Here is a 23,914-nt window from a genome sequence, read left to right as displayed (position 1 = left end):
GGTATGGAGCTTGAGACCCGCGAACTGCGCTACTTCGTTGCGGTCGCCGAGGAACTGCACTTCGGGCGGGCTGCCCACCGGCTGGGTATTGCCCAGCCACCGCTGTCCCGAGCGATCCGCCTGATCGAGCGCCGGATAGGGGTCACCCTGCTGGAACGCACCAGCCGCGAGGTCAGCCTCACCCCGGCCGGCGAGGTGCTCCTCACGGAGGCCCGCGCCGCGCTGAACACGGTGGCTGCAGCGGTACGCCACACCCAGAGAGCAGCCGAAGCAACACCGCGCCTGGTCCTGGCCCTCAAGCCCGGCGGTGACTCCGACCTGCTGCGACCTCTCCTCAAGGGCTACGCCGCCACTGCCGGCGCCGTCCGGGTCGACCTCGTCTCCAGTACCGGCGAACGCGCCGCTATGGTCCGGGACGGCCGCGCTGACCTCGCCCTGCTACACCGGCCGCAGAATGACCTGAGCGGTCTGGACAGCGAGGATCTACACACCGAGGAACAGGTCGTCGTGCTTCCGCAAGGCCATCCGCTGGCCACCCGAACGACCGTGGCGATGGCCGACCTACGCGGCGAACCCCAGCCGCGCTGGCCTGAGGCCCGCCCCGGCGTGACCGGCCATCCCGTCACCGACACCGATCAGCTGCTGCAGCTCATCCAACTGGGCCGAATGGTCGCAGTGCTCCCGGGATCAGTCCGAGATCGTCTGCCCCCGGGCACGGTCAGCCGTCCGATCGAGGACGCTGGGCCGGTCACCCTCGTGATCGCCTGGCGCCGAGCATCCACATCCCGCCAAGTCGCCGGATTCGTCCGCGCCGCAACCTCCGCCACCCATGCCCCGCACCAGGGCTGCGCATCCTGAACCCGAGACAAGACATCATTGCTTCAACTCTTGCCCTACACAGCACGATTCAGCATGAGGCCCAGGTGACATACGCGCCTCCGCCGATGCTCGGCGTTGGAGGCCGGGCCAGCCACGGGAAGCAGCCGAGCCGCGGCCCAGGCTCGCTCCAGCCTGTCGATCACTTGCTCGATGCTCGCGGCGGTCGCTGGTCAGCCATCGGCCGCTGGACGCGTTACTTGATAACGAGCCCCGTGCCGGCGTAGCTATCTGCGGTGCTGGAGCGCCGAGAGCTCAAGGCGGCTCTAGGTACTCAAAATCAGGTGCTACGGGGTTGTGTCGCAAATGATCAATGCGCGAGATGGTCAAACTCGTTGCGCTTGGCCGCGTCGATGAAGGACGCGATCTCTGAACGTGTGAACCGCAGGACGGGCCCCTGCTTGTTCTTGCTGTCGCGCAGGTATATGACGGTCGTGTCACTGGCATCGCTGCCCAGCTCCACGCAGTCCCCGGACGAGCCGGACGCCGCGGCCTTGACCCAGGTGATGCGATCAGTGCTCATCGTTCGTACTCCTCGAGGTGAACCGACTGTGCGACCAGCCTGTCATACGTCCACCGCAGTTCTGCAAGCACTGCTGTTTTGACGGAGTACTGTCCGGCCAGGTAGGTCTCGGCGTAGGCGAGGTCCGGTTCTTTAGGATCATTAAACTCCAGCAAGGTGAAGGCGCCTCTCGTCGCAGCCCTTGCGCCACTGTCCAGCGTGAGTACTCGCATCACGACGTTGGCTTTCCTCGCCAGGACGCGCAGGTGTTCTCGCTGCTGCTGCATGACGTCCGGCCCGCCCACCTGGCAGAGCAAGGCGGCCTCGTCGACGACGACCGAGACGTCAACGTTTCGCCGGTCGAACACGTTCTGCGCACGGTGCACGCGAATCTCGGCAAGGCGCCGCGCATAGTCGTGATCCTCGACGTAGTGGGGATCGCTGGTGGCCAGCGCGGCGGCGTAGGCGGGGGTCTGGCACCAGCCGGGGATGTTCACCCCGAAGACGTGCATGCGGTCCGCCACGGCCTCCAGGTCGAGGAGCTGGACCAGCCACGGGTGATGTCCTGCCGGTACTTCTCGTGCCACTCGTCCTCGTCGGCCTGCTCCACCATCTCGAGCAGGCGCGCGGTCGCCTCAGCCTCAAGGCGGTACAGGTGACAGGCGCCGCTGACCAGCAGGTAACTGGGTTTCACCTCCCCGCCCTCGAGGCGCCGGATGGTGCGCGGGCTGACGTGCAGGGCGGCGGCCGCCTCGGTCAGCGGAAGCTCCTTGCGGGCACGGTTCGGGAAGAACGTCTCCCGGGCGGCCTTGAGCTGGCGGCCGATCGACCTGCGCCGGGTCGCCGCGCTCGCCCTCTGCGTCATGACCGCTCCCGAGCGGTCGTGCGGCCACTGACACGCGCGCGGTGGCTTCCTGTCACTGCCTTCGGGCCAGTGCCCGAACGCCACCTTGTACCCCGGGGCTGCGCAGCTGGACTGTGGTGGCAGGTGGATCGGCCCGGTCGGGCCGGAAGCTCCTGCTTCAGGCAGGGGGAGAGGAAAGCGGTGGTGGGGCCGTTGGGTCGAGAGGGATGGCCTGACGGTTCTCCGGACGCAGCAAGATCAGCGCGGATCAGCCGGTGCGCTTGTCCCTGCCCGCAGGTTCGTAAACGTTTCGGCAGCAACGCTTCCGTTCTGCGACTCATCGTTTCCCCTCCTCAGCTCTCGCCGTACGACTGACACACCGGCACCGGACATGCCGCGCTAGCAGGCCGACGGCCTCGGCGCAACGTTCCGAAACGGGACGTGGCAGCAACGTAGACCTCCGGCAACCATTGAGATCGGAAAAGCCGTTCTTGAATCGGTTAAGCCTTGGTCAAGATTGTTGGATGACGTGAGGAGTGCAGCCATGGATGACGACGAGGTCCTCCGGCAACCCCTTGAAGTACCCGCAGCTGAGCTGCTGGTCTACCTGCGTCGCAACGGTATTGCCGTGCGTGAGGCCTGGGATCTGCCCGGGGGTGCCCTGCTCAGTTACGAGCCGGCCCTCGCCCAGGCGCAGATCGCGGAAGGGCTCCTGTTGGCGCAGCCCGGCATCGGCACGGTCGACCACGTGGGCCCGGGGCTGCTGCATGCGCGGCGTTGCCTGCAGCCTGAGGGTCAGCAGAGGCGGAACGGGCGCGCGGGACCTGCCCGGATGTTCCGAGCCCTTTCGGGGTGGCCCCGAGGGGTGCGTCGGTGACCGTTGACCTGTCGGCCCTGCGCCGCCCTGACGGCTACACGGGCCACACACGTGTTGAGGTGGCCCTCGTGTGCAGCCGGCCGACTTCCGTTGTGTGGCTTGAGCTTGTGATGGGCGGCGAGGACATCACCGTCTGCCTCGACGGACGCCCGCTGGCCGTGATGGCGCGCCTGCCGTTCATCACCTGGCTGTGGTTCGGCGGCGACTACCGCTGCGGTGACCTGCTCTGGGCTGTCCTTAACGGCCGGGCCGTGCTGAGCGTCGACGGGCAAGGAACCTACGAACTGGGCGGGGACGCCCTGACGCGCGTGGCCAGCGTCGTCTGAGATGACATCAAGAACAGGGAGCTGAGCATGCGCGAGCGACTGCACGACAGCGGGCACCGCTGGAGCCGGACCTCGATCGTGGACGAGGCCGCCATCGACCATGAGCGGACCATCGGCACCGTCCCCGGAGCGGGCAACGACCTGGTCAGGGTCCGAGTCGCCCAGCGCGTCGACGTGAACCTGCTGGCCGAACCCATCACGCTTCATCACAGTCCTGTCCGTGTGACCGTGGGGGAGGCCTTCGAACTCGATGCCGAGCAGACCCGGGACCTGGGCAGGCTGCTCCTGCAGGCAGCTGACTTCGCCGACCAGGTCGCAGGGACAACGTCGCGCCCCCGGCTCGTAGCCGGCGGCTGAACCGGATGGCGGGGCGGGCGCCAGCCCGCCTTCTCCCAACTCCGGAAGGGGCCGAAGGTTGCTGGGCAACCCAAGGCGGCCGATCGTCCAAAAGCACTGACATGTCGTCCTGATCAGCGAAAGGGCCTGAAGGTTGAGCCTCAATACGCCCGCGGTCGTCCGTTCGGGCAACAACCTGTACCGAGATCCCGAACTTCTCGACGAGCTCATGAACGACCCGTCGTACACCGACCGGGTCCTACGGCTGATCGGCGCCGATGACCTGCCCGCACGCGACGTCCTGGATCTGGGATGCGGGACCGGGCGGGTCCTGGCCCAGATCGCGCAGCGGCGGCCCAACTGGAGGCTGCACGGGGTCGACTTCCAGACGGACCTGCTGCTGTACGCGGCGAGGCGGTATCCGCTCATCGGCTGGACGGAGGAAGACATCCGGACGCTCAGCCTGGAGATGGAGTTCGACGCCGTCACCATCCTGGGGCACAGCTTCTCGTACCTGATGGACGATCACGACGTCGACGCGGTCCTGGATGTGGCCATGGGTCATCTACGGCCGGGAGGTCTTCTCGTCGTCCACGTCTTGCCGGAGGTCAGGGAGAGTCCTGAACTGATCGCGACGATGCAGACCTGTCGGGGAGAAGTGACGCTGAGGACGTTGGCCACGGTGAACGGGCGCGGGCGTCGTCTGACCACGCGGTCCTGGACGTTCCATGACAGTGGGGTGGTCTGGCACGACGTGTTCGAGCAGCGGGCCATGTCCCCAGGCGACCTTGCGGCTCGGGCGCAGGAGGTTGGCTTCCGGTCGGTTCCTGGTGACGGGGATGTCCTTGCGTTTCAGGCGTAGGACGTCAGGACGAGCGCCCAACCCTCCCATCAGGGTCGAGGCATCAGCGCTAGCCTTTAGCATTCGAGGCGGGTATTCCCAGATACTCCTTGAGCAACGCGGTGGCCAACCTTCCCACTGACTTCGCCTTCGTTCCGCCGATGGTCAGAACGAACAAATCGCCGTGAACATCGCCCGGTCGTCCACCCGAGGCTGGCCGCCATCTGGCGGACGCGTCGGCACTTCTGGGATTAGCGGCCCACGATCACACAGAACTCGTCCGAGACCAAGCGAAGAAACAGATCGTCCGCGGCGCCCGATCATGCCAAACGCCCTGTTTAATTCATTGAGACACGCTCTCGGATGGCTTGGTCCGTCGCAAATCACCGGACATCCTCTGAACTGACAGCGAGCGGTATCAATCAAGTCCGTATGCTGTTGTCCGATTGGGGTGTCACTTTCCTAATTAAGGCTCCAGAATAGGTGTCCATGGCAATTGCTTCGCCAAGTTTTGAGCTAGCTGAATCGCTCCTGCGTCGTAAAGGTCAGCTAACCAGCCGTTGACCTCATCAATGCGCTCTGCATGCGGTAGGCTCACAGCTTCGCACAAGAATAGCGATATTTTCGCGTGCGCCTCCAATGCAACATTTGGAAGCGACCGCGCGAGGGCAAGCGCATGAACGTGATGCTCGCGCGCCGAGTTAAAGTCTTTCTGTGATAGGTACATATCGCCCAATTCGTTCTGTAATTCCGCCTGGGTAGCTATATCGCCTCGAGAGCGATAGATTCGCAGAGATTCGAGATAGCAGCTTTCCGCCTTTGCCAAGTCTCCTTCTGCGCGATGGGTCATCCCCAGTCCAAACAAGGAGTTCGCGACTCCCTGCGGCGCGGCATAATACCTGTACAACTCCAGCGCTGTGTTTAAATCCGTAATGGCCGCAGAATGGCGTCCTTGGAGTCGATGTATCGTTCCAAGAGTCACGAGAGCATTTGCTTCGCCATTCTCATCCTCAAGTTTTCGGCGGATCGAGAGTGCAGTGCTTAGGTCCTGCTCGGCGCCGATATAGTTCCCTTGCGCCCACTGGATGTTTCCCAAATAGTGCAAGGCGTCGGCTTCCCCGTGAGCATCAGCTATTGCGCGGCACAATGCTAAAGCTTCGTCAAAGATCTTTCTCGCCACCAATTGTTGGCCCATCAAATAGTGGACTGCCCCCAGGTCGTTGAGAGTGTTGGCTCTGCCTTGCACATGCTGTTCTCGAGTGTATATGTCTTGCGCCTCTTGGAGAGACTCAATTGAGGAAGCAAATTGACTGCTCATATACGTGAGATGCGCCAAATCCGACAGAGCATTCGCTAAAAGTATTGGATTACGTACGAGGCGCGCCGAGGTCACCGCGCTCTTCATTATCTCGGTTGCCTCGGGCCATGGACCGTCTTGTCTAAGGAACGTAGCTAATGGGTAGATTAACTCCACGATTTCCATATGCATGGAACGAGACAATGCCTCGGTCACGCACGCCAAAAGATTGGCGCGCTCAGAGCGGAACCACTGCAGTGACGTACTTCTGTTGAGAATGTCGAAAGAGGCGCGCTGCGGCGAGATGCGCTGAGCACCCGGCCGGGAACGTCGTGTAAGTTGGCCGTCTGCCGTCCGGGCGGTGCTGGCATAGTAGTTACAAAGCAATTTGAAGGCGCCTCGACCGCCGTCTTCGATATCAAGGGCGGCCCGTTCACGTGCATAACTTCGAATAAGGTCATGCAAAGCATAGCGCTCCGGTTGAAGTTCGATGAGAAGATGGTTTCTCCACAAATCTTCAAGAAGCTCTGCTGCCACTGTGGACGCGAGTCCACTGAGGGCGCATGCCGCTTTAACCGATATCTCGCTCCCGGGATGAGTACTTAACAAACAAAACAGACGCTTCTGAGCAGTAGGTAGAGCCTCGTACGACAGATTGAAAGCCGCCTTGACGGTCTGCTCTTCAGAGCGAAGATCAAGCATTTGAACCGAAGCTCGCTGGGTAAGGTATTTGAGATCCCATGTTGGATGACTTTCATAAACGCGCGCAAGAAGCGAATTGGCGAGGGGTAGGTTTCCCGTCATGTCAAGAAGTTTGCGCACTTCGAGGGGCGACTCGGTCCTCGCGCGGGGAGCAAGACGCATGAACATGACTTCTGATTCGGACTGCGACATGACATTCAGGGTGGTCATGACCGTTACGGCCACCGCCGGAAGGTCGGTCAACCGGCGGCGGCTAGTTACCAGCACTACAGAACGACCAGAACCGGGCAGTAGGGGCGATATAGTCGCACTCGATGAGGCATTGTCGAGAACCAGCATGATTCGCTTGCCTGTAGTGCACCTTCGCCACAGCGCTGAGCGGTCTGGGAGTGATTGCGGCATCTGGCGAGGACCTATGCCTTGAAGAAGTAGTAGACTGGCCAGGGCCGATTCAGGCGCAAGAGGCGGGTGCCCATCGGTGTGAGCATGCAGGTTAAGAAAAAACTGGCCATCCGGGAAATCTTGAGTCAAGAGATTAGCCGCGTACATTACAAGACTGCTCTTTCCCACTCCAGGCATGCCGTCGATGGAATACACCATAAGCGTTTCGCCCTGTCCGCCTCTATCTGAGACCTGCTCAACCAAGGATGCAATTTCTTTCGTCCGACCGGTGAACGTGGACGCCAGTGCGTCTGCAGGCATTGTCGATATTTGTCCGACCAACTCTGTCTCTGCTTCGAAAGCCCTTCGGCGCCCGGCGCGCTCATTAGCAAGTTCCTGAATTAAATCCTGGTGAGCGACTTTCCATTCTGACAAGTCGACTTCATGCAGTGAACCGGGCGATACGCCGTCTTGCAGTGCACATGCCCAAACATATATCTTGACAAATTCCCAGTCTGGTCGACTTTGGCCGTTCAATTTCTCGGCAATAGTAGAGGGCGCCAGTCGATTTCCCAGGCTTCCTGTCAGTCGTTCGAGTCGCCGTAGGGAGGGGGCGCCCGAAGAATTTCGCAGCGCACGTAGTTGCTCTGCGAACTGACTGAGTGGCTCCCGCTCGTCCCTGCCAACCATCTTGCCAGGATAGGCGAGCATCTTGCGCCATGAACTGACTCAGGAAGTTATTTGTTGCAAACGGCCCCCGCACTGGTCGGGTACCGCACTCTCAATGACAAGCGTGGCCCCGTGTGGCCGTCCCACTGTCCGGGTTTGTCCGGGAAGATCGCCGGACAACCTCCTAGCGATCCACTCTCGATGACACGGCAGACGAGGGAGAGATGAAAAGTGGATCGAGTCAATGAGACACCGCGGGCGAACTCAAACGACGGATTTCGGGGAAGCTTTTCGCGCAAGATCATGCGCCTTATTTTCGGATACGCTGTGCGCGGCGGCGCCTACGCCGCTGGCTCCTTGGCCGTTCAGCAGTTGGTTCAGTGGGCAGGTCAGAATCTCTAACCGCGTGACCAAGGCCGTACTGCGGTGGACGGGTCTTACGGTGCTGCCATCACCCAAACCAGCAGCGGCGGGTTTGGGTGATGCGGCTCCCAGGCGCCAGGCGCGAACGCGTACGAGTCGACGATTTCGCTGGTCAGAGCGCGCTGGAACAAGGCATGGACGCAATCTCGGCTTCTCTACCTGGCACCCAGATGTGCCAGGAGAGGACAGCATTGATGCGCTCCACAGGTTCGACGTCGACCGGCTTGCAACGAGCGGATCGAGCTGTTGGTTCGCTCGTGCAATCGGGTCCTCGAATGGCAGCGGGTGAACAAGCCGCTGTCCGACGAGGAGACCGTTGATGCTGCACCGGCCACGAAACAGGCACCGGACTGATGCGCCAGGGCGCCCCCGGCTCGCCTTGTCTTTCCTGCTCATCGTGGGTGTGTGCTGCTTGATCGGCGCTGTGCTGCAGCGTGGCACCTTCCCGGGAGGCGACCGCACCAGTGCGAGCACATCGCCCGGCGCCACGGTTTCCTCGACAGGGCAGCTCAGCTCGCGACCCACCAGCGAATCAGCCCTGGGCGAGGCGCAGGCCGGTACCGCTGAGCCGCCTCCTGTTCAGTCCGGTTCAGGGGCCTCTGCTTCGCTTGACCCATCGGTGAAGCGGGCGCGAAACAAGGTCGCAGCCCGTGCCATGCCAGATGCCGGCTCTGGCCGCGCCTACGGCGAGGCCCAGCCGGCCACACGACCGCTCCCGGCGCCGATCGAGCTGCCCCCGGCCAAAGACGTGGACGACCTGGGGATACCCACGGGCTTTCCGCCCACCCAGGAGGGCGCTCTCGCGCAGTTGGCGGCGATCGCCACTGCGGCGGCGAACTCCTCGACGGTACCGGGCGTGGAGCGGGTTCGGCAGGCGTGGGTGGCTCCGGGTGGTCCGGATGCGGGGGAGTGGACGTGGCGGGCCTCGATGACACACCTGCTGCAGATGCTGGACACGCCGCCGTCCGGCTCGGCCGGAACCCGGATCACCGGCCGTCCGCTGATGGGGCTGGTGAAGGACACCGGCGGACTCGATGTGGGCACCGGGTGGGCGGTGGTGTGCGTGGACGTGGCCCTGGACCTGCAGGTCGACGGGTGGACCCACCACGGGGTGGTGGCCGACTGCCAGCGCATGCTGTGGGACGGGCAGCGGTGGCTGATCGGGCCGGGCGCTGTACCGGCGCAGCCGGCCTCGCAGCCGTGGCCCGGCACCGACGCTGCCTATGAGGCCGGATACCGGGACCTGGTCACGGCTTCCGAGGCCGGTGACGCTGCCGAGCCCGGTGGTTTGCAGGAGGGACCGGGGGAGACGGCCGGGCAGGTGGCACCGTGAGCCAGACGGAGAGCCCCGCCCAGCCTTCCGTGAAGCCAGCAGAACGGCCGCAGCAGAGCCCTTACCGGCCCAGGGGTCTGTATGCGCGGGCTCTGGGGGCGGCCGCTGTGCTGCTCGGAATCGTCGCCGGGATACCCGCAGCCCTGCTGGGATTCGGAGCCGGCCCGGTCCACACCCTGACCTACGCCCAGGAAGCCGTCGAGGCCGGCCGGTACGCATGGGTGCTGCTGGCCGCGCCCAGCCTTCTGCTGTGGGGATGGTGGGTATGGGCCCTGCTGTCCGTTGTTCGTGAATTTCGCACTCAGCGGCAGGCTCTAGCCAACAAGCACCATTGGACGACGAGTGGCTCGGGGCCGTTGTCGGTCCACCAGGGTCGCGGTGCGGGTCACAGGAGCTGGTGGGTGCGCGCGCTGGTCACCACCGTGGTGCTGGCCCCCATGGCTGCCCCCGCGGCGGCGCTCGCCGCACCCGTGCCAGCCACCGCCAGTCCTGCGCAGCTGGCGGCTGTCCCACCGACTGCGGTCGGGCGGGCGCTCGTTGCCGGCCCCGTGGACAACGCCAATTCGCCATCGGCAGGCAAGGGCGGAACTGCGGCGCCCCCTGCCCGTACCGATCCCCAACCTCAGGAGGCCGAACCCAAGTCTGTTCGAGACGCCGCGCAGATGCCCGCGCCGGCCAAGGCTGCGACCCGAGCGGTCACGGTGCAGTCGTGGGGGCAGGACTCCACGCTGTGGGGTCTGGCCGAGACGCACCTGGGGGACGGCACTCGCTGGGGCGAGATCTGGTCCCTGAACGAGGGGCGCCGCCAGCAGGACGGCACCGTGATGCGCAGTCCGTCGTTCCTGCGTCCTGGCTGGACGGTGCTCGTCCCCGAGACTCCCCAGCATCCGTCCGACGCCAAACAGGCCGCCCGACAGGCACCCGCGGCAGGCGGGAGCTATACCGTCGCCTCGGGCGATCGCCTGGCCGACATCGCCAGCCGCTACCTGGGCGAACCCGAGCAGTACACCCGGCTTCAGGACCTCAACCGGCGCAGCATCCCGGACGCCAACCACATCGAGACCGGCGACCAGATCAGGCTGCCCAGCGAAGTCCGCGACCGGGGCAGCAGGCCTCACGCGCGCGGCACGAGCCCCCTGGCGCAGCGATCCGATACGACACCAGCCAGCCGGGAGGTGGATCAAGACGCGCCCAACGGACATCGGGAGCCTGACGATGCGGCCACAACGGCGCCCCGGCCTGCGCCCTCCGCCGAGGCGACCGGCACACCAACGCGACCGAACCAGCCAACGCCGCAACCGACGTCCCCAGGTTCGAGCTCTTACGAGACAACGCACGCTTCACCGACCGCGTCGACGAACTCCGGATCCCCTGGCAGCGTCGCCGAGCACGCGGTGGACACCCCCGCCGGCACCGGTCCCTTGCTCGGCGACGTCTGGCAGTGGGCTCTCGGCCTGGGCGGTGCCGCCATGGCCGTTCTCCTTCTGCGACGACGGAGACAGCGCCCAGACGACTACGTTCCTGAACGCACAGACAGCAAGCACCGCCGGAGCACGGACCGGGACGGGCTCGAGTTGGCCGACACCGACGATGAGGAGCCCTGGGACGACACGGACCGGGACGGCGGGCCCCGGCTACTGCCGAAGACCGCCGCAGCCGTTCGGCGTCCCGCGATCGACCAGGCGCGGGCAGCCATTCACCAGATGGCCCAGAACGTGCCGGCGGCTGCTCCCGTCCGTTCCGCCGCCCGCGAGCCGTCTGCAATACCGAGCCCTGAAGTAGTTCAGGTGCAGACCAATTCGACAGAGACCGAGCAGGAGGGCAGTGTCGCTCCGAATCGCCGTGTCTACGTCGTCAAGAACGCTCCCGGCCGTCCGCGCAATGGCGCCGTGCCGCGAATGTCGCCAAAGCCAACTGCCGTCCGGTCAGCAGATTCGATCCCGCCCGACGCGAATCCCATCCACCTCAACGCTTATCCCACGGCACCGTCCTCGGATCCCGGAACCCTGCCACTCATCAACGGCCATCAGCAGGACACTCAGCTGCACGACAAACCCCGGCCGCAGTCGGCCCAGCAGGAGCAGGCCGAGCATCGGCCCCGGCGACCACGACACCGCGCCGAACCACCCCGCACCACCAGCGAAAGCGAAACTGCCCCACAACCGTCCGCGCACCCGAGCCCTGCGCAAACTTCGCCACCCGACCCCATCCGTCCTCGATCGGATCAGCCCCACGCGACACCCGACCAGACACCCAAAACCGAGACCCCGCAGACCGATGCAGTTCTCGGCGACCGGGAAGCGACCTCACCACCAGACGCGGACTGGGAAACGAAGCCGCCCAAGAACCACACCGCAGCCGGTTCCTCGAACCTGCACATCCGTCTGTTCGGCGCCCCCGCCATTCTCGACAGCAACGGCACCCCCGTCTCCAACCTCCGCCGTCAGGCGCTCGCGTTGCTGCTCTACCTGGCCCTGCATCCGGAAGGTGCCTCCACCAGCACCCTGCAAGAAGTCCTCTGGCCCGACGCCACCCTCAACAGCGCCAAGAAGCGTTTCTCCACCGAGATCTCCAACCTGCGCCGCGTCATCCGTGCCGCCGCCGGCAGCGACAACCTCAGCTACGACGCCGTCCCCGCCGAGCGCGGCCACTACCGGCTGCGCCCCGACCTCGACGTCGACCTGTGGACGTTCACTCGTGCCCTCGCCCGCGCCGAGAGCGACCCCGAGCACCGCGAACAACACCTGCGCCGGGCCATCGCCGCCCAGAGCGGGCACCTCGCCGACGACGGCACCCGCTACCCCTGGCTCACACCCCACCGCACCCACCTGAGCCGGCAGCGAGCCAAAGCCAAACGCGCCCTGGCCGCCCTCATTCAAAACGAGAAACCCGAGGAAGCAGCAGCTCTCATCGCCCAAGCCGACCAGGCCGAGGCCAGCCTCGGCCCGCCACGACAACACCGCCCCGACCAGGCCAACTCCCACCGGTCCCCGGAGAACCCCTGATGACCCAGCCGAGCACACCCTCGACCGACACGCCCCGGCCGTGGCTTTCAAGTCTATGGACGCGGGTGCGCACCGACCCGCGCAACAGCTTCTCCGCCGCCGTCTGCCTGGCCCTGGGCTCCATCGCCTTCGCCGGCTCGGCCACGCACATCCTGCACGTGGGCGCCTACCCCCACGTCGACGTAACCGGCTGGCTGGTCTGGAGTGTCGCCGGCAGCCTCGAAGCCCTGGCCGCCTACGCCGCCTGGGAAGCACGCCAGCGCCGCGGATGGAACCGGGCCATCCCCGCACTGGTGCTCCTGGCCTCGCTGGCCTTCATCATCCTGGCCAACCTCGCCGCCGCCGAGGACGACACCTGGGCCGCCCGGCTGCCGTGGGCCGACGCCTTCGCCGTGGTGCCGCCGCTGTCGTTCCTGTCCGTCGTGGCCATCGCCGAGAGCCGGACCTGGAAGATGCCCTCCCCGCCGCGCCCGACGAGGACGCCGCGCCCGGCCAGGGCCAAGGTGACGAGCACCGAGCCCGACAAGCCCGGGCCCCCGGTGGGGCCCACGCCGTTGGCGAGCGTCTCGGCGGTGACGTCCTTGAAGCCGGTGGTGCGTCCGGGGGAGGGGCGCTCGGAGGCGGTGGAGCGGTGGCTGGCGGAGGGGCAGCGATGGAAAGCAATGATCGAGGCCGGAATGGAGGCTTACGGGGTGGGGGAGACGGCCATGAAGAACGAGATCCGTCGGGCCCGGCAGGCTGTCCGGGACGAGCCGCAACAGGCAAGCTTCTGAAGGCCGACGTCACGGCGCACCTGGTGGCTTGGGACGCTCACGCAACAGCGGGGGGCGAGACACTGAGCGCTACAGGCGTTGGTCACAAAAGGCCGGTGCACTGACAGGTCTCAGCAGCAGACCCGTTCCGGTACACGGCTGATGGAGGATTCATAGCCTCAGAACACCGATCTAATGCGGCCCTGATCGACCCCGGCCGCAGGCCTTCCTGCAGGGCCGTGGCCAGGAGGGTGCCTGCGCCGTGGCCACCTTGCTCAGGACGGCAGGGGTTCGAGGTGACGGCTGCTGAGCACGCTTTGAGTCCCTGAATTCTGATATGTCTCGTCCCGCACCGGCAGCTGTGATGCACTCAGGACCATGAAGCCGAGCATCCACCGGTCCCCTCTGGCCCTCGCGCTGACGCTCGTATCGGCCGGACTGGTGGCCGGCCTTTCGCTGATCGCTCTCCCATCAGCAACCGCCGCGACGGCGTCCGAAAAGCCCCTGGACGACACCACCACGGTCACCCGCCCCGACGGGCTGGTCGTGGCGGGCGGGATGACTCAGCCGGTCTTCGAAGCCACCCGGGTGATCAAGGAACGGATCTGGGTCGAGACCGCTGTCGACACCGATGCCGACGGTCGTCACGACCGGGTCGTGATCGACATCGAACGCCCTGCCGCCAGAGGGCGAGTGGCCAGCATCCTGGAGGCTTCCCCCTACTGGGAATGCTGCCAGGACGTCGTCAAGCACCCGGTGGACGTTCCCCGGTTGCCTCAGGAGCGGATCGGTGACGGCAAAGGGATGAGCCTCAGTTCAGCGGTGAAGCTCCAGGCCACGCAGGCCAACCGCGCGGCCGCCAGGACCGAGGACCGCTACGTCTCGCGCGGCTACGCCTCCGTGCATGCCCAGACGATCGGGACGGCCGACTCGGACGGCTGCCCGACCAGCGGCGACCACAACGAGACGCTGGCGGTGACCGCGGTGATCGACTGGCTGGCCGGTCGGGGTCGTGGCTTCCACAAGGACGGCACCCCGGCCAAAGCCACCTGGAGCACCGGCAAGGTGGGCATGATCGGCACGTCCTACAACGGGACCCTCGCCCAGCAGGCGGCCACCACCGGCGTCGACGGCCTGAAGACGATCGTGCCGGTCTCGGCGATCAGCAGCTGGTACGACTACTACCGGGCCAATGGTCTGGTGGTGGCGCCACGCACCTATCAGGGCGAGGACACAGACATCCTGGCGCGGCTGGTCGTATCTGACCGCCAGAAGAAGATCTGCGAGCCCATGATCAGGGCGATGGAACGCAAGCAGGACCGGGTCACCGGTGACTGGAGCCGGTTCTGGCAGGACCGTGACTACGTGCGATCGGCCGGTAAGATCAAGGCGAGCGTGTTCGTCGTCCACGGCCTCAAGGACTGGAACGTCAAAACCCAGCATGTGCAGCAGTTCTGGGACGTGCTGAATCGCAAGGACGTGCCCCGCAAGATCTGGTGGCACCAGGACGGCCACGGTGGACCGTCCGACGACGACACCTACACCCTGCCGAACGGAAAGACCGCCACCTTTGACGACGCCGTGAACCGCTGGATGGACCATTGGCTCTACGGCGTCGACAACGGGATCGAGAAGGAGCCGCGGGCGATCATCCAGCGGGAGAACCGCACGTACCGCACCTACCGCAGTTGGCCGGACAAGCGGGCCCGCAACCGTAGCTACTCCTTGGCCGCAATGGGCGGTACGCGCCGCGTCCAGTCCTTCGTCGACGCCGGCTCGAAGAAATCGGCGCAGAAACTGGTGACGGCACCGGCGAAGGCCAACCCGAACCGTCTCGTCTACCGGAGCCGCAAACTGACGGGAGCCACCAGGATCTCTGGTACACCCCAGGTCAGACTGAAGCTGTCCGTCAACAACCGGCGCGATGCCAACGTCACCGCACTTCTGGTGGACTACGCCCCGTCCGGCAAGGCAAGAATTGTCAGCCGCGGCTGGACCGACCCGCAGAACCGGACCTCGACCCGTGACAGCAAACCGCTGGTCAAGGGCCGTTTCTACGATCTGAAGTTCGGGCTCCAGCCCCAGGACTACGTTTTCGCCACCGGACACCGTATCGGACTGGTCGTGATCTCCACCGACTTCGAATACACCCTGCGTCCGAAGCCGGGCACGAAGATCAGAGTGAAGCCAGCGGCCAGCCGCATGAATCTTCCTGTGGTCCGCTGAACCCCCCCGGAGTGTCCGAAGGGCACATCACTCCGAACATCCCGGGGTGGTTCATGCAGGACGGTTGCATCCACCGTGCTGTCCCATTCGATGGACTCGGAGGTCGAGGGCCACTTGCAGCCTGGAGCGGCGTAGTTACTCGCAGACCACGCCATCGCTGTCGGCATCCCGGTACCAGTCGTATTCAGCGTCGCGTCCGCGGACGTAGGGCCCGTACCCGGCTCTCTTGGCCGCGGCGCAGGTGCTGAAGCGGGGATCGCTGCCGGCCTGGGTGGTGGGCGTGGCGGTCGGCGTGCTGGAGTTTGTCGTCGTCGATGGGTCGGGCTCTGTGGTCGTCGTGGCCGGGACCGAGGAGGACGGTTCGGACGTGGGCTCAGGTGGTGTCGGGGCGTCGGACGTCGGCCCTGGTTCAGGTTCCGGTTCCTGAAGGGGTGGCACGGAGACCTGGTCCCGGCTCGGCAGCGGTTCGTCCGGGCAGTCGGCGAGGACAGAGACCATCGCGCGGTGCTCGGCCTTCGTGACCCAGAGGCGGTAGATGCGCTTGACCGCGATCTGGCGGGCCACGTACTCGCACCGGAAGGACTTACGCGGTGGCAGCCAGGTGGCTGCGTCGCCGGCCTGCTTCTTGCGGTTCAGGACGCCGGACGTGGCCAGCAGGTTCAACGGGTCGTTGGCGAAGCGCAGGCGAGCCGTCCTGGACAGGGTCTGCGCCCCCTTCGTCCAGGCGTCGGCCAGCGCCACCACGTGGTCCACCTGGACGGCGGCGGAGGTCTTGGTGCCTCGCCGGAAACTGATCATCTCGCGTCCGTACGGATCGGTGAGGACGCCGGTGAGCACGATGCACCAGTCGTCGGCGACGGTGATATCGGCGAGGTCGCGGCGTAGGACGTCGTTGCGGGTGTCGCAGGTGTTGCCGTCGACGTCGCTCCAGGCGGGACCGAACTGATCCCGGGCGTACCCGGTCTTGGGTGCCCTGCCCTTGACCTTGAGCACGGCCAGACCCTGTCTGGCTGTGAGCCCCTGGACGACGGGAGCCTTAGCGACTGCCTCGGCGCCTGCGGAAGGAGATGCCGCGCCGGAGGTCAGTACCGCCAGGCCGGTCATCGTCAGCAGGACCGCAACGCCAGCACTCGCCGTACGCCATCTCGCATCTGTCACGGCAGCAACATATGCACCAGCAGGTGGGGCGGAGTCAGTGTCCGTGCTCGCTCATCAGTTGAGATGAGGGGGCGCCCCCTCAAGCGCCCGAGTCGCTCCTCGCGACGTTCCCTGCGGACTCATTGTCAGGAGAAGGAGAGCCTTTCGGACATCCCAGGGCGGTTCACTGGGTGGCCTCGCTTCCGCCTGGAACAGATCAGAGGCCAGTCCCCAGGGGCACCACACAGGTCGCACGGGCCAGCAACCGGGGGTCATGGGTGGAGGCCACGACCAGAGCCCCCGCGGCCACGGCCGCGAGTACGGCATCAATGACGCGGTGGGCGTTGTCGTCGTCCTGGTGAGCAGTCGGCTCGTCGAGCACCACCAGGCGGGAGCCGAGCAGCAGCGCCCGGGCGACGGCGACCCGCTGCTGCTCGCCGATCGAGCCCAGCCCCACCGGGCGGGCAGCCAGTACGTTCACCCCCAGCTGATCCAGAACGTTCTCCGCCTGGCTGTTTTCGACCGCGTGGCCGGCCGCCAGTGCGGGCAGCAGGAGGTTCTCCACTGCCGTGAGCTGTTCCAGCAAGGCCAACCGTTGCGGCATCACTGCTATCTGCGACCAGTCGGTGATCTCGGCGGTGGGCCGGCCCGCCAGCGTCACCGTGCCCTGTGCCGGCCGTTCGAACCCGGCCATCAGGTGGCACAGGGTGGACTTGCCGGAGCCGGAGTGACCGGTCAGGGCAACGAGCCCGCCGTCGTCGGCGCTCAGGTCCACGTCGCTCAGCACACCGTGACTCACGGCGCTGACGGCCAGCAGTGGACTCATCGGTTTCCCTCCGGCACGCGCAGCACCACCTGACCCTCGACGATCTGCACCCGAGCACGCCGTTCCGGGAACAGCTTCAGTGCCTCGGGCGGCAGTTGGAGCCGGCCCGCCGAGTCGATCACTGCGTCGGCCTCGCGGGTGCGGAGCAGTTCGGCTCCGGAACGTTCGGCGGAGAGCACTCCGTGCCGCAGGTGCAGCACCCGCGACAGCCGGCGCAGGGCGCGAGGGTCGTGGCTGGAGACCACGCAGGTCGTGCCCTCGGCCGCCACCGTCGCCAGGGCCGACAGCACCCGCTCGGCGTTCTCGTCATCCAGTTCGGCGGTGGGCTCGTCGGCGACCACCAGGGCCGGGGCGTGCGTCAGGGCCGCGGCGACGGCCAGTCGCTGCTGCTCACCTCCGGAAAGCCGGCCCGGCTGCGCCTCGGCTCGGTGCGACAGGCCCAGCAGGTCCAGGGCCGCGGCTGGTTCCAGGCCGCCGGCCCGCCGCCCCCGGATGAGTGCCGCCTGCTGCAGGTTCTCGATGGCGCTCAGGTGCGGGAACAGGCCGTGGGCCGGGCGTTGCGGAACCCAGGCAATGCGGTTGCGGCGCAACGACTTCAGAACCGGTCCCCGGGCCTGGGTAACGTCGGTGCCGAACAGGGTGACGGTTCCGGCGCTGGCCCGGTCGCGCAGGGCCAGGATCGACAGCAGTGTGCTCTTACCCCCACCGGACGGGCCGGCAATGGCGGTGACCCCACCGGCCGGGAAGTCGACGTCGACCCCGCGCAGAGCGTGCACCTCACCGGCGACCGCGTGATAGATGCGGACCACGTTGCTCAGCCCGGCAGTGCTCACGGCATCGGTCTCACTGGTCATCGCGCAGCACCTCCGCAGGATTGAGCGTGGCCGAGCGGCGGGCCGCCACCCAGACCGCGACGCCGGTCACGACCACCGCAGCCGCAGCGCTGAGCAGCAGGGGCACCAGCGGTAGCGACCAGCCCATCGCCGGGGAGAGACCGGGCCCGGGCTCGACCAGCCGCGGCAGAAGGGCCGTCACCAGGCCGAACGGCACCACCAGCACGGCGAGCGCGGCCAGGCCGGTCAGGGCCAGTTCGGTGGCCCGCAGCCCGACCAGGCGGGCGGGCCGGACCCCGAACCGGCGCAGGACGAGATCCACCGGGGCGGCCCGGGCCACCCGCCGGTCCACGGCCACCACCACCGAGAGCCCGGCCAGCGCGAGAGCGGCCACCCCGAGCACGATCTGGTAGACGGCGGCCCAGCCGCTGGAGGTCAGCACCGGCGTGGCCGCGGCCTGCTCGAGCGAGGTCGTCGAGGTGGGGCTGATCCGCTGCCCGTCGAGGTAGGCCTGCAGGGCACTGGGCGAACGGGTTGACCAGAGCCAGGTGCCGTACGTTCCCTGGGCGCTGCGGCCCGGGCCCTGGACCGACGGGTTCAAGGGCTTTTCCAGGGTGTCGAGATGGTGGAACAGCGAACGGGCGTCGAAGACGACTGTGGGACGGGTTGCGCCCGGGAAGGCGGTGAGGTCGGCCTTGGCGATCAGCTGGATCTCCTGGGACCCGATGGAGACGGTTCCCCCTCGTCCGGGTTCGCGGTCGGGTACACCGACCAGGAGCGCCGGGACGAGCCCGGCCGCGGGATCCTTGAACTGCTGCAGGGCCCGGCGGGCCTCGGCCAGGTCAGTCCCCTGTCCCCAGAGAGCCACCGAGGGAAGGGTTTGCGGATTCACCACCAGGATGTCGACGTCCGTGTAATCGGGCTGCAGTTGGGCCCGGGCGGTCCAGACCACTGACAGGTCCTCGCTCAGGCGTGGGGTCGGGCCCTCACCGGCCCCCCCAGGTCGTAGGAGTTGGGGATACGCGCGGTGCTGACGGCTCCGGCCAGGACCGCCGTCTTGTCCTGGACCGAGCCGCGCACAGCGCTGGCCGACACCAGGCCGTAGGCCAGGACACCCACTCCGATCGCCAGGACCACCACCAGATCGGTCACCGCCACCCCGGTGTCCCGTAATCCACGCAGGACCAGCCGATCGACACTCGTACCGGTACGCACCCGCTTCCGGCGCGGGGTCCGGGCCACGAAGGTGGCCAGCCGCACCAGCAGCAGACTGCCACTGGCCAGGACCAGGATCGGCAGGACGGCCGACAGCGGGTCGGTGTACGAGGCCCGGCCGTCGCGGGCCAGTACGGAGGCGACGGCCAGCACGGTGGCCCCGGTCAGCAGAGGCAGCCAGGGCCCGCCCGAACGGCCCCGTGACGACTCACGCCCGGCTAGACGGCTCCCGATCGAGCGGGTCTGCACCAGCGTGACGACGGCGTTGCCAATGAGGGTGACCAGCGCGACCAGCGTCGCGGCCGCAAGGGTGGCAGTGATCGCGCCCGGCCCCAGACGGCTCTGCGGGCCGAAGATCTCGAACCCCAGGTAGGCCGCCGCAGCTCCGGTGACCGCTCCGGCCAGAGTCGGGAGCAGGAGTTCCAGCACACCGGCCAGAACCACCATCGGCGCAGGAGTGCCCAGACCGACCAGCAGTTCGGTTTCGCGCCGGCGACGCTGGGCCAGGGCCCGCAGCGCGATGATCACCGCTGCCAGCCCCAGGGCCGCCCCGGCCAGAGCGATACCCCGCCCCTGCTGCGCCGCGGTGCGCGCGTCGGCCTCGGCCTCGGTGTGCAGCACCGTCAGCCCGGTCTCGACCTGGGGCGTCACACCCTGACCGGCTACCAGCACCTTCAGATCGCTGGTCGGGTCGGCCTCGGCCAGCCGCAGCTCCTGGGCAGCGGCCGCTGCCTGTCCCAGACGGTCCAGGGAGCGCCCTGCCTCGGTCAGTTCGGCCGAGTAGGTCCAGCTCGGCATCTCCTGGGCGGCTTCCAGGGCCGCCACCACGGTTGCCTCGTCCCCGATCATCAGCAGGGCCGTCAGTGGGCAACCGGACGGGTCACTGGGCAACCGTCCGGCGATGGAGGAGAAGTAGGAGCCGGTTGGCAGGCGTCCGTCGGCGGCGGTGCGGTATGTGCCGGCCATGGTCACCGTGGACGCCTGGGTCAGCGGCACGTCCGACTCTGGGCCCGGGGGAGCGGCGGAGCCCGCTCCCCGGCAGGTCACCAGATTCGGCCCTGCCTCCAGTGTCTTGCCGACCTCGAACTGCTCGCCCGGCTCGAGGCCGAGTTCGTCGGCCACCTTCTCGGGCAGCCACAGGCCCGTGGCCCCGCGCTCGCCCCGGACCACGTCGAGTGCCTCGACCGCGCCGGTGCGGTGGAAGAGCGCGGCCACCCGGCGCTGGTCGCCGACCCCCAGAAAAGGAATTGGGTTGTTCCTTTCGAGCTGCCAGGACGCTGACCAGACCGCGGTGGTCACCGGACCCAGCCAGGGCACGTCCCCCAGCATCTCGACGACATCGGTCCTGGTGCTCTCCCAGAGTCGGCCCGGCAGCACCAGTCCCAGGGCCGGCTGACGGGCGAGCTGGGTGTTGGCCGGCACCGTGGCGAGCTTGCGCTCCAGTGAACCAGCGGACGTTGCCCGGCCGAAGAGCGGCCCCGCGGCGACCAGCCCGGCCAGCAGGGCGACGCTGATCGTCAGCATGAGAGCGAGCGAACCGCTGCGCAGCAGGCGCCCCGGTGCTCGGGACAGCAGAGGCCAGCCGCCCCGCATGGGCACTCCAAAGACGATGGGGAACAGGGAACGTCAAGTTAGTGGGGTTATGTCCGCTTGGGTTGGTTTACGGCCGAATCGTTACCGGCGCCACGGTGTCTGGCTCGGCCTGGCCCGACCCGTGATAGACGGCAGAGCTGGCCCGGAATCACTGGGGTGAACCGAACAATCCCGCCACGCCGTCGCGCCGGTCGTAGGAGGGCGTGCCGTTCGCCAGGACCTCAGGCGGAACGAGCAGGGATGTTCCCTTCCAGCTTCTCGTCGCGGCACCCGACGGGGGTCCAAGCCCCAATTGAAGGACGTTTGCAGAGGCCAGTAGGGGACGCAGGCGCGCCCTTTCACGCGCCGCCCACGCTCCACGCCCAGGAGGAACAAGCACGTCGGGCGACGTAAACCCGCAGCTCAGCGCCCACTAGACGTAGGTCTGGAACAGATGACCGGTGGTCTACGGGAGCCGACAACGTCCCAGAACCCTCCAGGCAGGAGCCCTCGATGCTTCATCACCGCCACTCCCACCCCCGCAGCCGTGACGGACAACGGACACCACGGCGGCGCATCCTCGCGCTCGTGGTGGGAGCCGGAGGCATCCTCGCCGTCCTGATCACCGGGCTCGTGCTCTCCATCGCGGCCGCCCTGGGAGCCGGATCAAAGGACGAAGCATCCGACACCACGGGACGCCCCACCATCCAGGTGGCCCAGCCCAGCTCATTCGGCGCGGAGACGCCAACCACGCCACCCGCCGCGCGAGCGCCCATCGTCATTCCGGGTTCCACCACGGCTGGCATTCACGGCGTCGCCACCGGCTACCCGCAAACGGCAGAGGGCGCCGTCGCCCAGCTGGCCGCCATTGACGTCGCGGTGCTCAGGGCATCCCTGGACGCGGCCGGCGACGCCCTGCGCGATTGGTCCCACGGCAACGCGCAACCGGGCTGGAGCATCGAGGCGCTCATCAACGAGGTACTCCAGCAGCGCGGCCACCGCCCCGAGGTGATGCCGGTGATGGCCCGCATCGGGCGCACCGCCACACTCAACCGCTTCGACGTCTGCGTCCTGCTGCAGGTGCAAGACGCGAGCGAGCGCCGTCAGAGTCCAGACCGGTCGGCTCACTCCTTCGCACACTGCGAGGCCATGGTCTGGAACGAACGCCGCTGGCTCATCGCCCCCGGGAAGGCCGCCCAGCCCCAGGCAGTCCCGCAGCCGGGATCCGCCGAGGCCTACAAGGCGGGCTACCGGATGTTCCAAGGAGCGGCCGCGCCCGACCAAAGGTGAAACCCGCAGGTTAGACCCTAAGTTTGGGATTTTCGCGAAACAAGAACGAGTTACATATGCCCCGATTGTCTTGACATTGAAAGATGGCGGAGAGTAAACGAATGGTTGCACTGAAGAAGCAGTGTGCAGACGGCCACGGGAGACCACAGGTGAACAGGCGGATCAGCGCCGCATTGACGATGGGTGTGGCGCTCGCCGCGCTGGTGGCTTGCTCGGACTCGGGAGGCGATTCGACAGCGGAGCCCTCAGCCTCTGTTGCGCCCAGTACGGCAGAGCCGTCCCCGACAGTCGATCCCGAAGTGCAGAAGGCTGTGGATGCGTACTTGGCCTACAGTGCGGCGTCTAACAAGGCTCAGGAGAACCCGGTTGGCAAGGGAGAGAAACTCCCGAAGGAAGCCGACTTTGAACGTTGGTCCTTCGACCCGGCTCGGGCCCAGACGCTGGTCGACATCCATGTCTTGGACACTTACAACGCTGAGTACCGAGGAAACGCGCCCGAGTCGCACGTAGATGTTGAAAGTTCCGATCTTGCAGCATCTCCTTACCCGCTGGTGAAGCTGACCGACTGTCTGGTTCCCCGTGGTGAGTATGTGCCGTTCAACCGGAAGACCGGAAAACCCCTGCGCTTGACGGGTGGCGCCAATCTCGAGGAGCCCTACCTCTCGATGATCGAGGTCGTCAAGGTGGACGACCGCTGGGGGGTCCGGTCCCTTGAGGTGCAACAAGAGGGAACATGCGAACCCTGAGGACGTACGCCTTGGCCGGGCTGTTCGTTCTTGCCCTCAGTTTCAGTTCGACGCCAGCACACGCTTCCTGTCCAGGTAAGAAAACTGACGGGCTGTGCAACTACAAGGGTCGCGTTTGTATTGCTCTAACTCAGGAATGCGAAGAAACCGGGGGAGAGCAACTGAGTAGCGGAGGGGAGACGTCGGGGGCGCCTGAATCACGTCGCTCAACACGGAACACGATGAGCGACCTCTACGAGATCGCGCTAGCGGTGCCGCAACCCCCCGCTTCAGATCCTGTCTGGCGAGGCAACTCTGACGGAGCCATCTACACGAGGACTTGTCCGATGACAAAGGACCGCGTGCCCGTGATGACTACCTATTGGGCACCGCCAGAGGCGGAAGCCGAGGTGCTAGTCGTCGATCCCATACTCCTGGCCGAGCAGGCAAGGAGCAGTATGCGCCTGCCGAAACCCAGGTTGGCCCGGTCGCCAGCCAATTCGTCCTGGGTCAACGAGTACACCTGGGTGTGGTTGGAGAGCGCCTGGAAAGAAAAGGAAGCCACGGCCCGCGCGGGTGCTTCCTGGGCCACGGTCACCGCCAAGCCCAAGAAGATGCGTGTCACCGCAGGATCGCAGAGCGTCTCGTGCCCGGGCCCAGGAAGGGCATGGACGCCGGCCGACGGCGCCGGTGCCCCGTCCAAAGGTGGCTGCGCGCTCATGTTCTCGGAGTCGGGGAAAGGGATTGACGTGACGGTCACGGTTCCGTACGAGGTGTCATGGACCGGATCCGATGGCTCCGGCGGCGATCTGGGCGTGCTCACGACGACAGCGACGCAGTCGGTTACGGTTCTGGAGGCTGCGGCGGTGGCGCGGTCATGACTGCCGGGCCATTCGGGGTGCCGGTCGCGGCCCGCGAGCGTCCGC

General features: G+C 66.5%; 21 protein-coding genes. 12 read left to right on the top strand and 9 right to left on the bottom strand.

The genetic code is table 11. The features are described 5' to 3' along the window. Positions 1-3: 3 nt before the first annotated feature. A complete protein-coding gene (locus tag LWF15_RS24410; protein WP_269810746.1) occupies positions 4-858 on the top strand; it encodes a LysR family transcriptional regulator in 855 nt (284 codons plus the stop codon). 328 nt (positions 859-1,186) lie between these two features. Here LWF15_RS24410 and LWF15_RS24405 read toward each other — a convergent pair whose 3' ends face one another. Genes LWF15_RS24405 through LWF15_RS24395 form a run of 3 tightly spaced genes read right to left on the bottom strand, consistent with a single transcriptional unit; the run spans position 1,187 to position 2,243 of the window. Next, positions 1,187-1,399: a DUF397 domain-containing protein gene (locus LWF15_RS24405; protein ID WP_232813245.1), complete on the bottom strand. Its 213-nt coding sequence runs from the start codon at positions 1,397-1,399 to the stop codon at positions 1,187-1,189. Next, on the bottom strand, positions 1,396-1,890 hold the full coding sequence (locus LWF15_RS24400) for a DUF5753 domain-containing protein (protein WP_232813244.1): 495 nt from the start codon (positions 1,888-1,890) through the stop codon (positions 1,396-1,398). Before LWF15_RS24400 ends, LWF15_RS24405 begins: the two co-directional genes overlap by 4 nt. Then, positions 1,872-2,243 carry a helix-turn-helix domain-containing protein gene (locus LWF15_RS24395; protein WP_232813243.1) on the bottom strand — a complete coding sequence of 124 codons (372 nt, stop codon included), beginning with the start codon at positions 2,241-2,243 and terminating at the stop codon, positions 1,872-1,874. The genes LWF15_RS24400 and LWF15_RS24395 overlap by 19 nt, the downstream gene beginning before the upstream one ends. Positions 2,244-2,766: 523 nt before the next feature. On the opposite strand from LWF15_RS24395, the gene LWF15_RS24390 reads away from it, so the two are divergent. The 4 genes from LWF15_RS24390 to LWF15_RS24375 all read left to right on the top strand — a co-directional run bounded on the left by LWF15_RS24390 (position 2,767) and on the right by LWF15_RS24375 (position 4,623). Beyond that, positions 2,767-3,099, top strand: a complete 333-nt coding sequence (locus LWF15_RS24390; RefSeq protein WP_232813242.1) for a hypothetical protein — start codon at positions 2,767-2,769, stop codon at positions 3,097-3,099. Then, positions 3,096-3,425 (top strand): hypothetical protein, encoded by a 330-nt coding sequence (locus LWF15_RS24385; protein WP_232813241.1) that lies wholly within the window; start codon positions 3,096-3,098, stop codon positions 3,423-3,425. Before LWF15_RS24390 ends, LWF15_RS24385 begins: the two co-directional genes overlap by 4 nt. Positions 3,426-3,452: 27 nt before the next feature. Further along, on the top strand, positions 3,453-3,782 hold the full coding sequence (locus LWF15_RS24380; protein WP_232813240.1) for a hypothetical protein: 330 nt from the start codon (positions 3,453-3,455) through the stop codon (positions 3,780-3,782). A 133-nt stretch (positions 3,783-3,915) separates the two neighbouring features. Continuing rightward, positions 3,916-4,623: a class I SAM-dependent methyltransferase gene (locus tag LWF15_RS24375; RefSeq protein WP_232813239.1), complete on the top strand. Its 708-nt coding sequence runs from the start codon at positions 3,916-3,918 to the stop codon at positions 4,621-4,623. A gap of 445 nt (positions 4,624-5,068) precedes the next feature. Here LWF15_RS24375 and LWF15_RS24370 read toward each other — a convergent pair whose 3' ends face one another. Further along, on the bottom strand, positions 5,069-7,672 hold the full coding sequence (locus tag LWF15_RS24370) for a tetratricopeptide repeat protein (protein ID WP_232813238.1): 2,604 nt from the start codon (positions 7,670-7,672) through the stop codon (positions 5,069-5,071). A gap of 1,057 nt (positions 7,673-8,729) precedes the next feature. Between LWF15_RS24370 and LWF15_RS24365 the strand changes: the two genes are divergently transcribed. From LWF15_RS24365 to LWF15_RS24350, 4 genes are all read left to right on the top strand, one after another. Next, on the top strand, positions 8,730-9,407 hold the full coding sequence (locus LWF15_RS24365) for a hypothetical protein (protein WP_232813237.1): 678 nt from the start codon (positions 8,730-8,732) through the stop codon (positions 9,405-9,407). Next, positions 9,404-12,412, top strand: coding sequence for a LysM peptidoglycan-binding domain-containing protein (locus LWF15_RS24360; protein ID WP_232813236.1), 3,009 nt, complete (start codon positions 9,404-9,406; stop codon positions 12,410-12,412). The genes LWF15_RS24365 and LWF15_RS24360 overlap by 4 nt, the downstream gene beginning before the upstream one ends. A gap of 65 nt (positions 12,413-12,477) precedes the next feature. Next, positions 12,478-13,185 carry a hypothetical protein gene (locus LWF15_RS24355; protein ID WP_232813235.1) on the top strand — a complete coding sequence of 236 codons (708 nt, stop codon included), beginning with the start codon at positions 12,478-12,480 and terminating at the stop codon, positions 13,183-13,185. Positions 13,186-13,542: 357 nt separating this feature from the next. Continuing rightward, complete coding sequence (locus LWF15_RS24350) at positions 13,543-15,390, top strand: Xaa-Pro dipeptidyl-peptidase (RefSeq protein WP_232813234.1); 1,848 nt, start codon at positions 13,543-13,545, stop codon at positions 15,388-15,390. A gap of 135 nt (positions 15,391-15,525) precedes the next feature. Here the strand turns inward: LWF15_RS24350 and LWF15_RS24345 are convergent, their stop codons facing one another. The 5 genes from LWF15_RS24345 to LWF15_RS24325 form a co-directional block, all read right to left on the bottom strand. Beyond that, positions 15,526-16,548: a GmrSD restriction endonuclease domain-containing protein gene (locus LWF15_RS24345; protein WP_232813233.1), complete on the bottom strand. Its 1,023-nt coding sequence runs from the start codon at positions 16,546-16,548 to the stop codon at positions 15,526-15,528. A 196-nt stretch (positions 16,549-16,744) separates the two neighbouring features. Beyond that, positions 16,745-17,353: an ATP-binding cassette domain-containing protein gene (locus LWF15_RS24340; RefSeq protein ID WP_232813232.1), complete on the bottom strand. Its 609-nt coding sequence runs from the start codon at positions 17,351-17,353 to the stop codon at positions 16,745-16,747. After that, a complete protein-coding gene (locus LWF15_RS24335; protein WP_232813231.1) occupies positions 17,350-18,207 on the bottom strand; it encodes an ABC transporter ATP-binding protein in 858 nt (285 codons plus the stop codon). Before LWF15_RS24335 ends, LWF15_RS24340 begins: the two co-directional genes overlap by 4 nt. Continuing rightward, positions 18,197-19,138, bottom strand: a complete 942-nt coding sequence (locus tag LWF15_RS24330) for an FtsX-like permease family protein (protein ID WP_232813230.1) — start codon at positions 19,136-19,138, stop codon at positions 18,197-18,199. The genes LWF15_RS24335 and LWF15_RS24330 overlap by 11 nt, the downstream gene beginning before the upstream one ends. Before the next feature lie 14 nt (positions 19,139-19,152). Next, positions 19,153-20,925 (bottom strand): hypothetical protein, encoded by a 1,773-nt coding sequence (locus LWF15_RS24325; RefSeq protein ID WP_232813229.1) that lies wholly within the window; start codon positions 20,923-20,925, stop codon positions 19,153-19,155. A gap of 561 nt (positions 20,926-21,486) precedes the next feature. On the opposite strand from LWF15_RS24325, the gene LWF15_RS24320 reads away from it, so the two are divergent. The 3 genes from LWF15_RS24320 to LWF15_RS24310 all read left to right on the top strand — a co-directional run bounded on the left by LWF15_RS24320 (position 21,487) and on the right by LWF15_RS24310 (position 23,869). After that, the gene (locus tag LWF15_RS24320; RefSeq protein ID WP_232813228.1) at positions 21,487-22,263 is read left to right on the top strand and encodes a hypothetical protein; all 777 of its coding nucleotides are present in this window, start codon (positions 21,487-21,489) and stop codon (positions 22,261-22,263) included. A 101-nt stretch (positions 22,264-22,364) separates the two neighbouring features. Next, positions 22,365-23,009, top strand: coding sequence for a hypothetical protein (locus LWF15_RS24315; protein WP_232813227.1), 645 nt, complete (start codon positions 22,365-22,367; stop codon positions 23,007-23,009). 326 nt (positions 23,010-23,335) lie between these two features. Then, the gene (locus tag LWF15_RS24310) at positions 23,336-23,869 is read left to right on the top strand and encodes a hypothetical protein (protein ID WP_232813226.1); all 534 of its coding nucleotides are present in this window, start codon (positions 23,336-23,338) and stop codon (positions 23,867-23,869) included. The last annotated feature ends 45 nt before the right edge of the window (positions 23,870-23,914 follow it).

The sequence above is a fragment of the Kineosporia rhizophila genome (genome assembly GCF_021277265.1).
Classification (GTDB): Bacteria; Actinomycetota; Actinomycetes; order Actinomycetales; family Kineosporiaceae; genus Kineosporia; species Kineosporia rhizophila.
Note: the sequence above shows the minus strand (reverse complement) of the source record. Positions and strands in the feature narration are given on the sequence as shown.

What these genes read in the sequence shown, in the direction of transcription:
- LWF15_RS24405 (WP_232813245.1), bottom strand. Translation starts at nt 1,399, where the DNA reads ATGAGCACTGATCGCATCACCTGGGTCAAGGCCGCGGCGTCCGGCTCG.
- LWF15_RS24410 (WP_269810746.1), top strand. Translation starts at nt 4, where the DNA reads ATGGAGCTTGAGACCCGCGAACTGCGCTACTTCGTTGCGGTCGCCGAG.
- LWF15_RS24320 (WP_232813228.1), top strand. Translation starts at nt 21,487, where the DNA reads ATGCTTCATCACCGCCACTCCCACCCCCGCAGCCGTGACGGACAACGG.
- LWF15_RS24370 (WP_232813238.1), bottom strand. Translation starts at nt 7,672, where the DNA reads ATGGTTGGCAGGGACGAGCGGGAGCCACTCAGTCAGTTCGCAGAGCAA.
- LWF15_RS24310 (WP_232813226.1), top strand. Translation starts at nt 23,336, where the DNA reads ATGACAAAGGACCGCGTGCCCGTGATGACTACCTATTGGGCACCGCCA.
- LWF15_RS24390 (WP_232813242.1), top strand. Translation starts at nt 2,767, where the DNA reads ATGGATGACGACGAGGTCCTCCGGCAACCCCTTGAAGTACCCGCAGCT.
- LWF15_RS24315 (WP_232813227.1), top strand. Translation starts at nt 22,365, where the DNA reads ATGGTTGCACTGAAGAAGCAGTGTGCAGACGGCCACGGGAGACCACAG.
- LWF15_RS24325 (WP_232813229.1), bottom strand. Translation starts at nt 20,925, where the DNA reads ATGCTGACGATCAGCGTCGCCCTGCTGGCCGGGCTGGTCGCCGCGGGG.
- LWF15_RS24380 (WP_232813240.1), top strand. Translation starts at nt 3,453, where the DNA reads ATGCGCGAGCGACTGCACGACAGCGGGCACCGCTGGAGCCGGACCTCG.
- LWF15_RS24340 (WP_232813232.1), bottom strand. Translation starts at nt 17,353, where the DNA reads ATGAGTCCACTGCTGGCCGTCAGCGCCGTGAGTCACGGTGTGCTGAGC.
- LWF15_RS24395 (WP_232813243.1), bottom strand. Translation starts at nt 2,243, where the DNA reads ATGACGCAGAGGGCGAGCGCGGCGACCCGGCGCAGGTCGATCGGCCGC.
- LWF15_RS24335 (WP_232813231.1), bottom strand. Translation starts at nt 18,207, where the DNA reads ATGACCAGTGAGACCGATGCCGTGAGCACTGCCGGGCTGAGCAACGTG.
- LWF15_RS24400 (WP_232813244.1), bottom strand. Translation starts at nt 1,890, where the DNA reads ATGCACGTCTTCGGGGTGAACATCCCCGGCTGGTGCCAGACCCCCGCC.
- LWF15_RS24350 (WP_232813234.1), top strand. Translation starts at nt 13,543, where the DNA reads ATGAAGCCGAGCATCCACCGGTCCCCTCTGGCCCTCGCGCTGACGCTC.
- LWF15_RS24365 (WP_232813237.1), top strand. Translation starts at nt 8,730, where the DNA reads ATGCCAGATGCCGGCTCTGGCCGCGCCTACGGCGAGGCCCAGCCGGCC.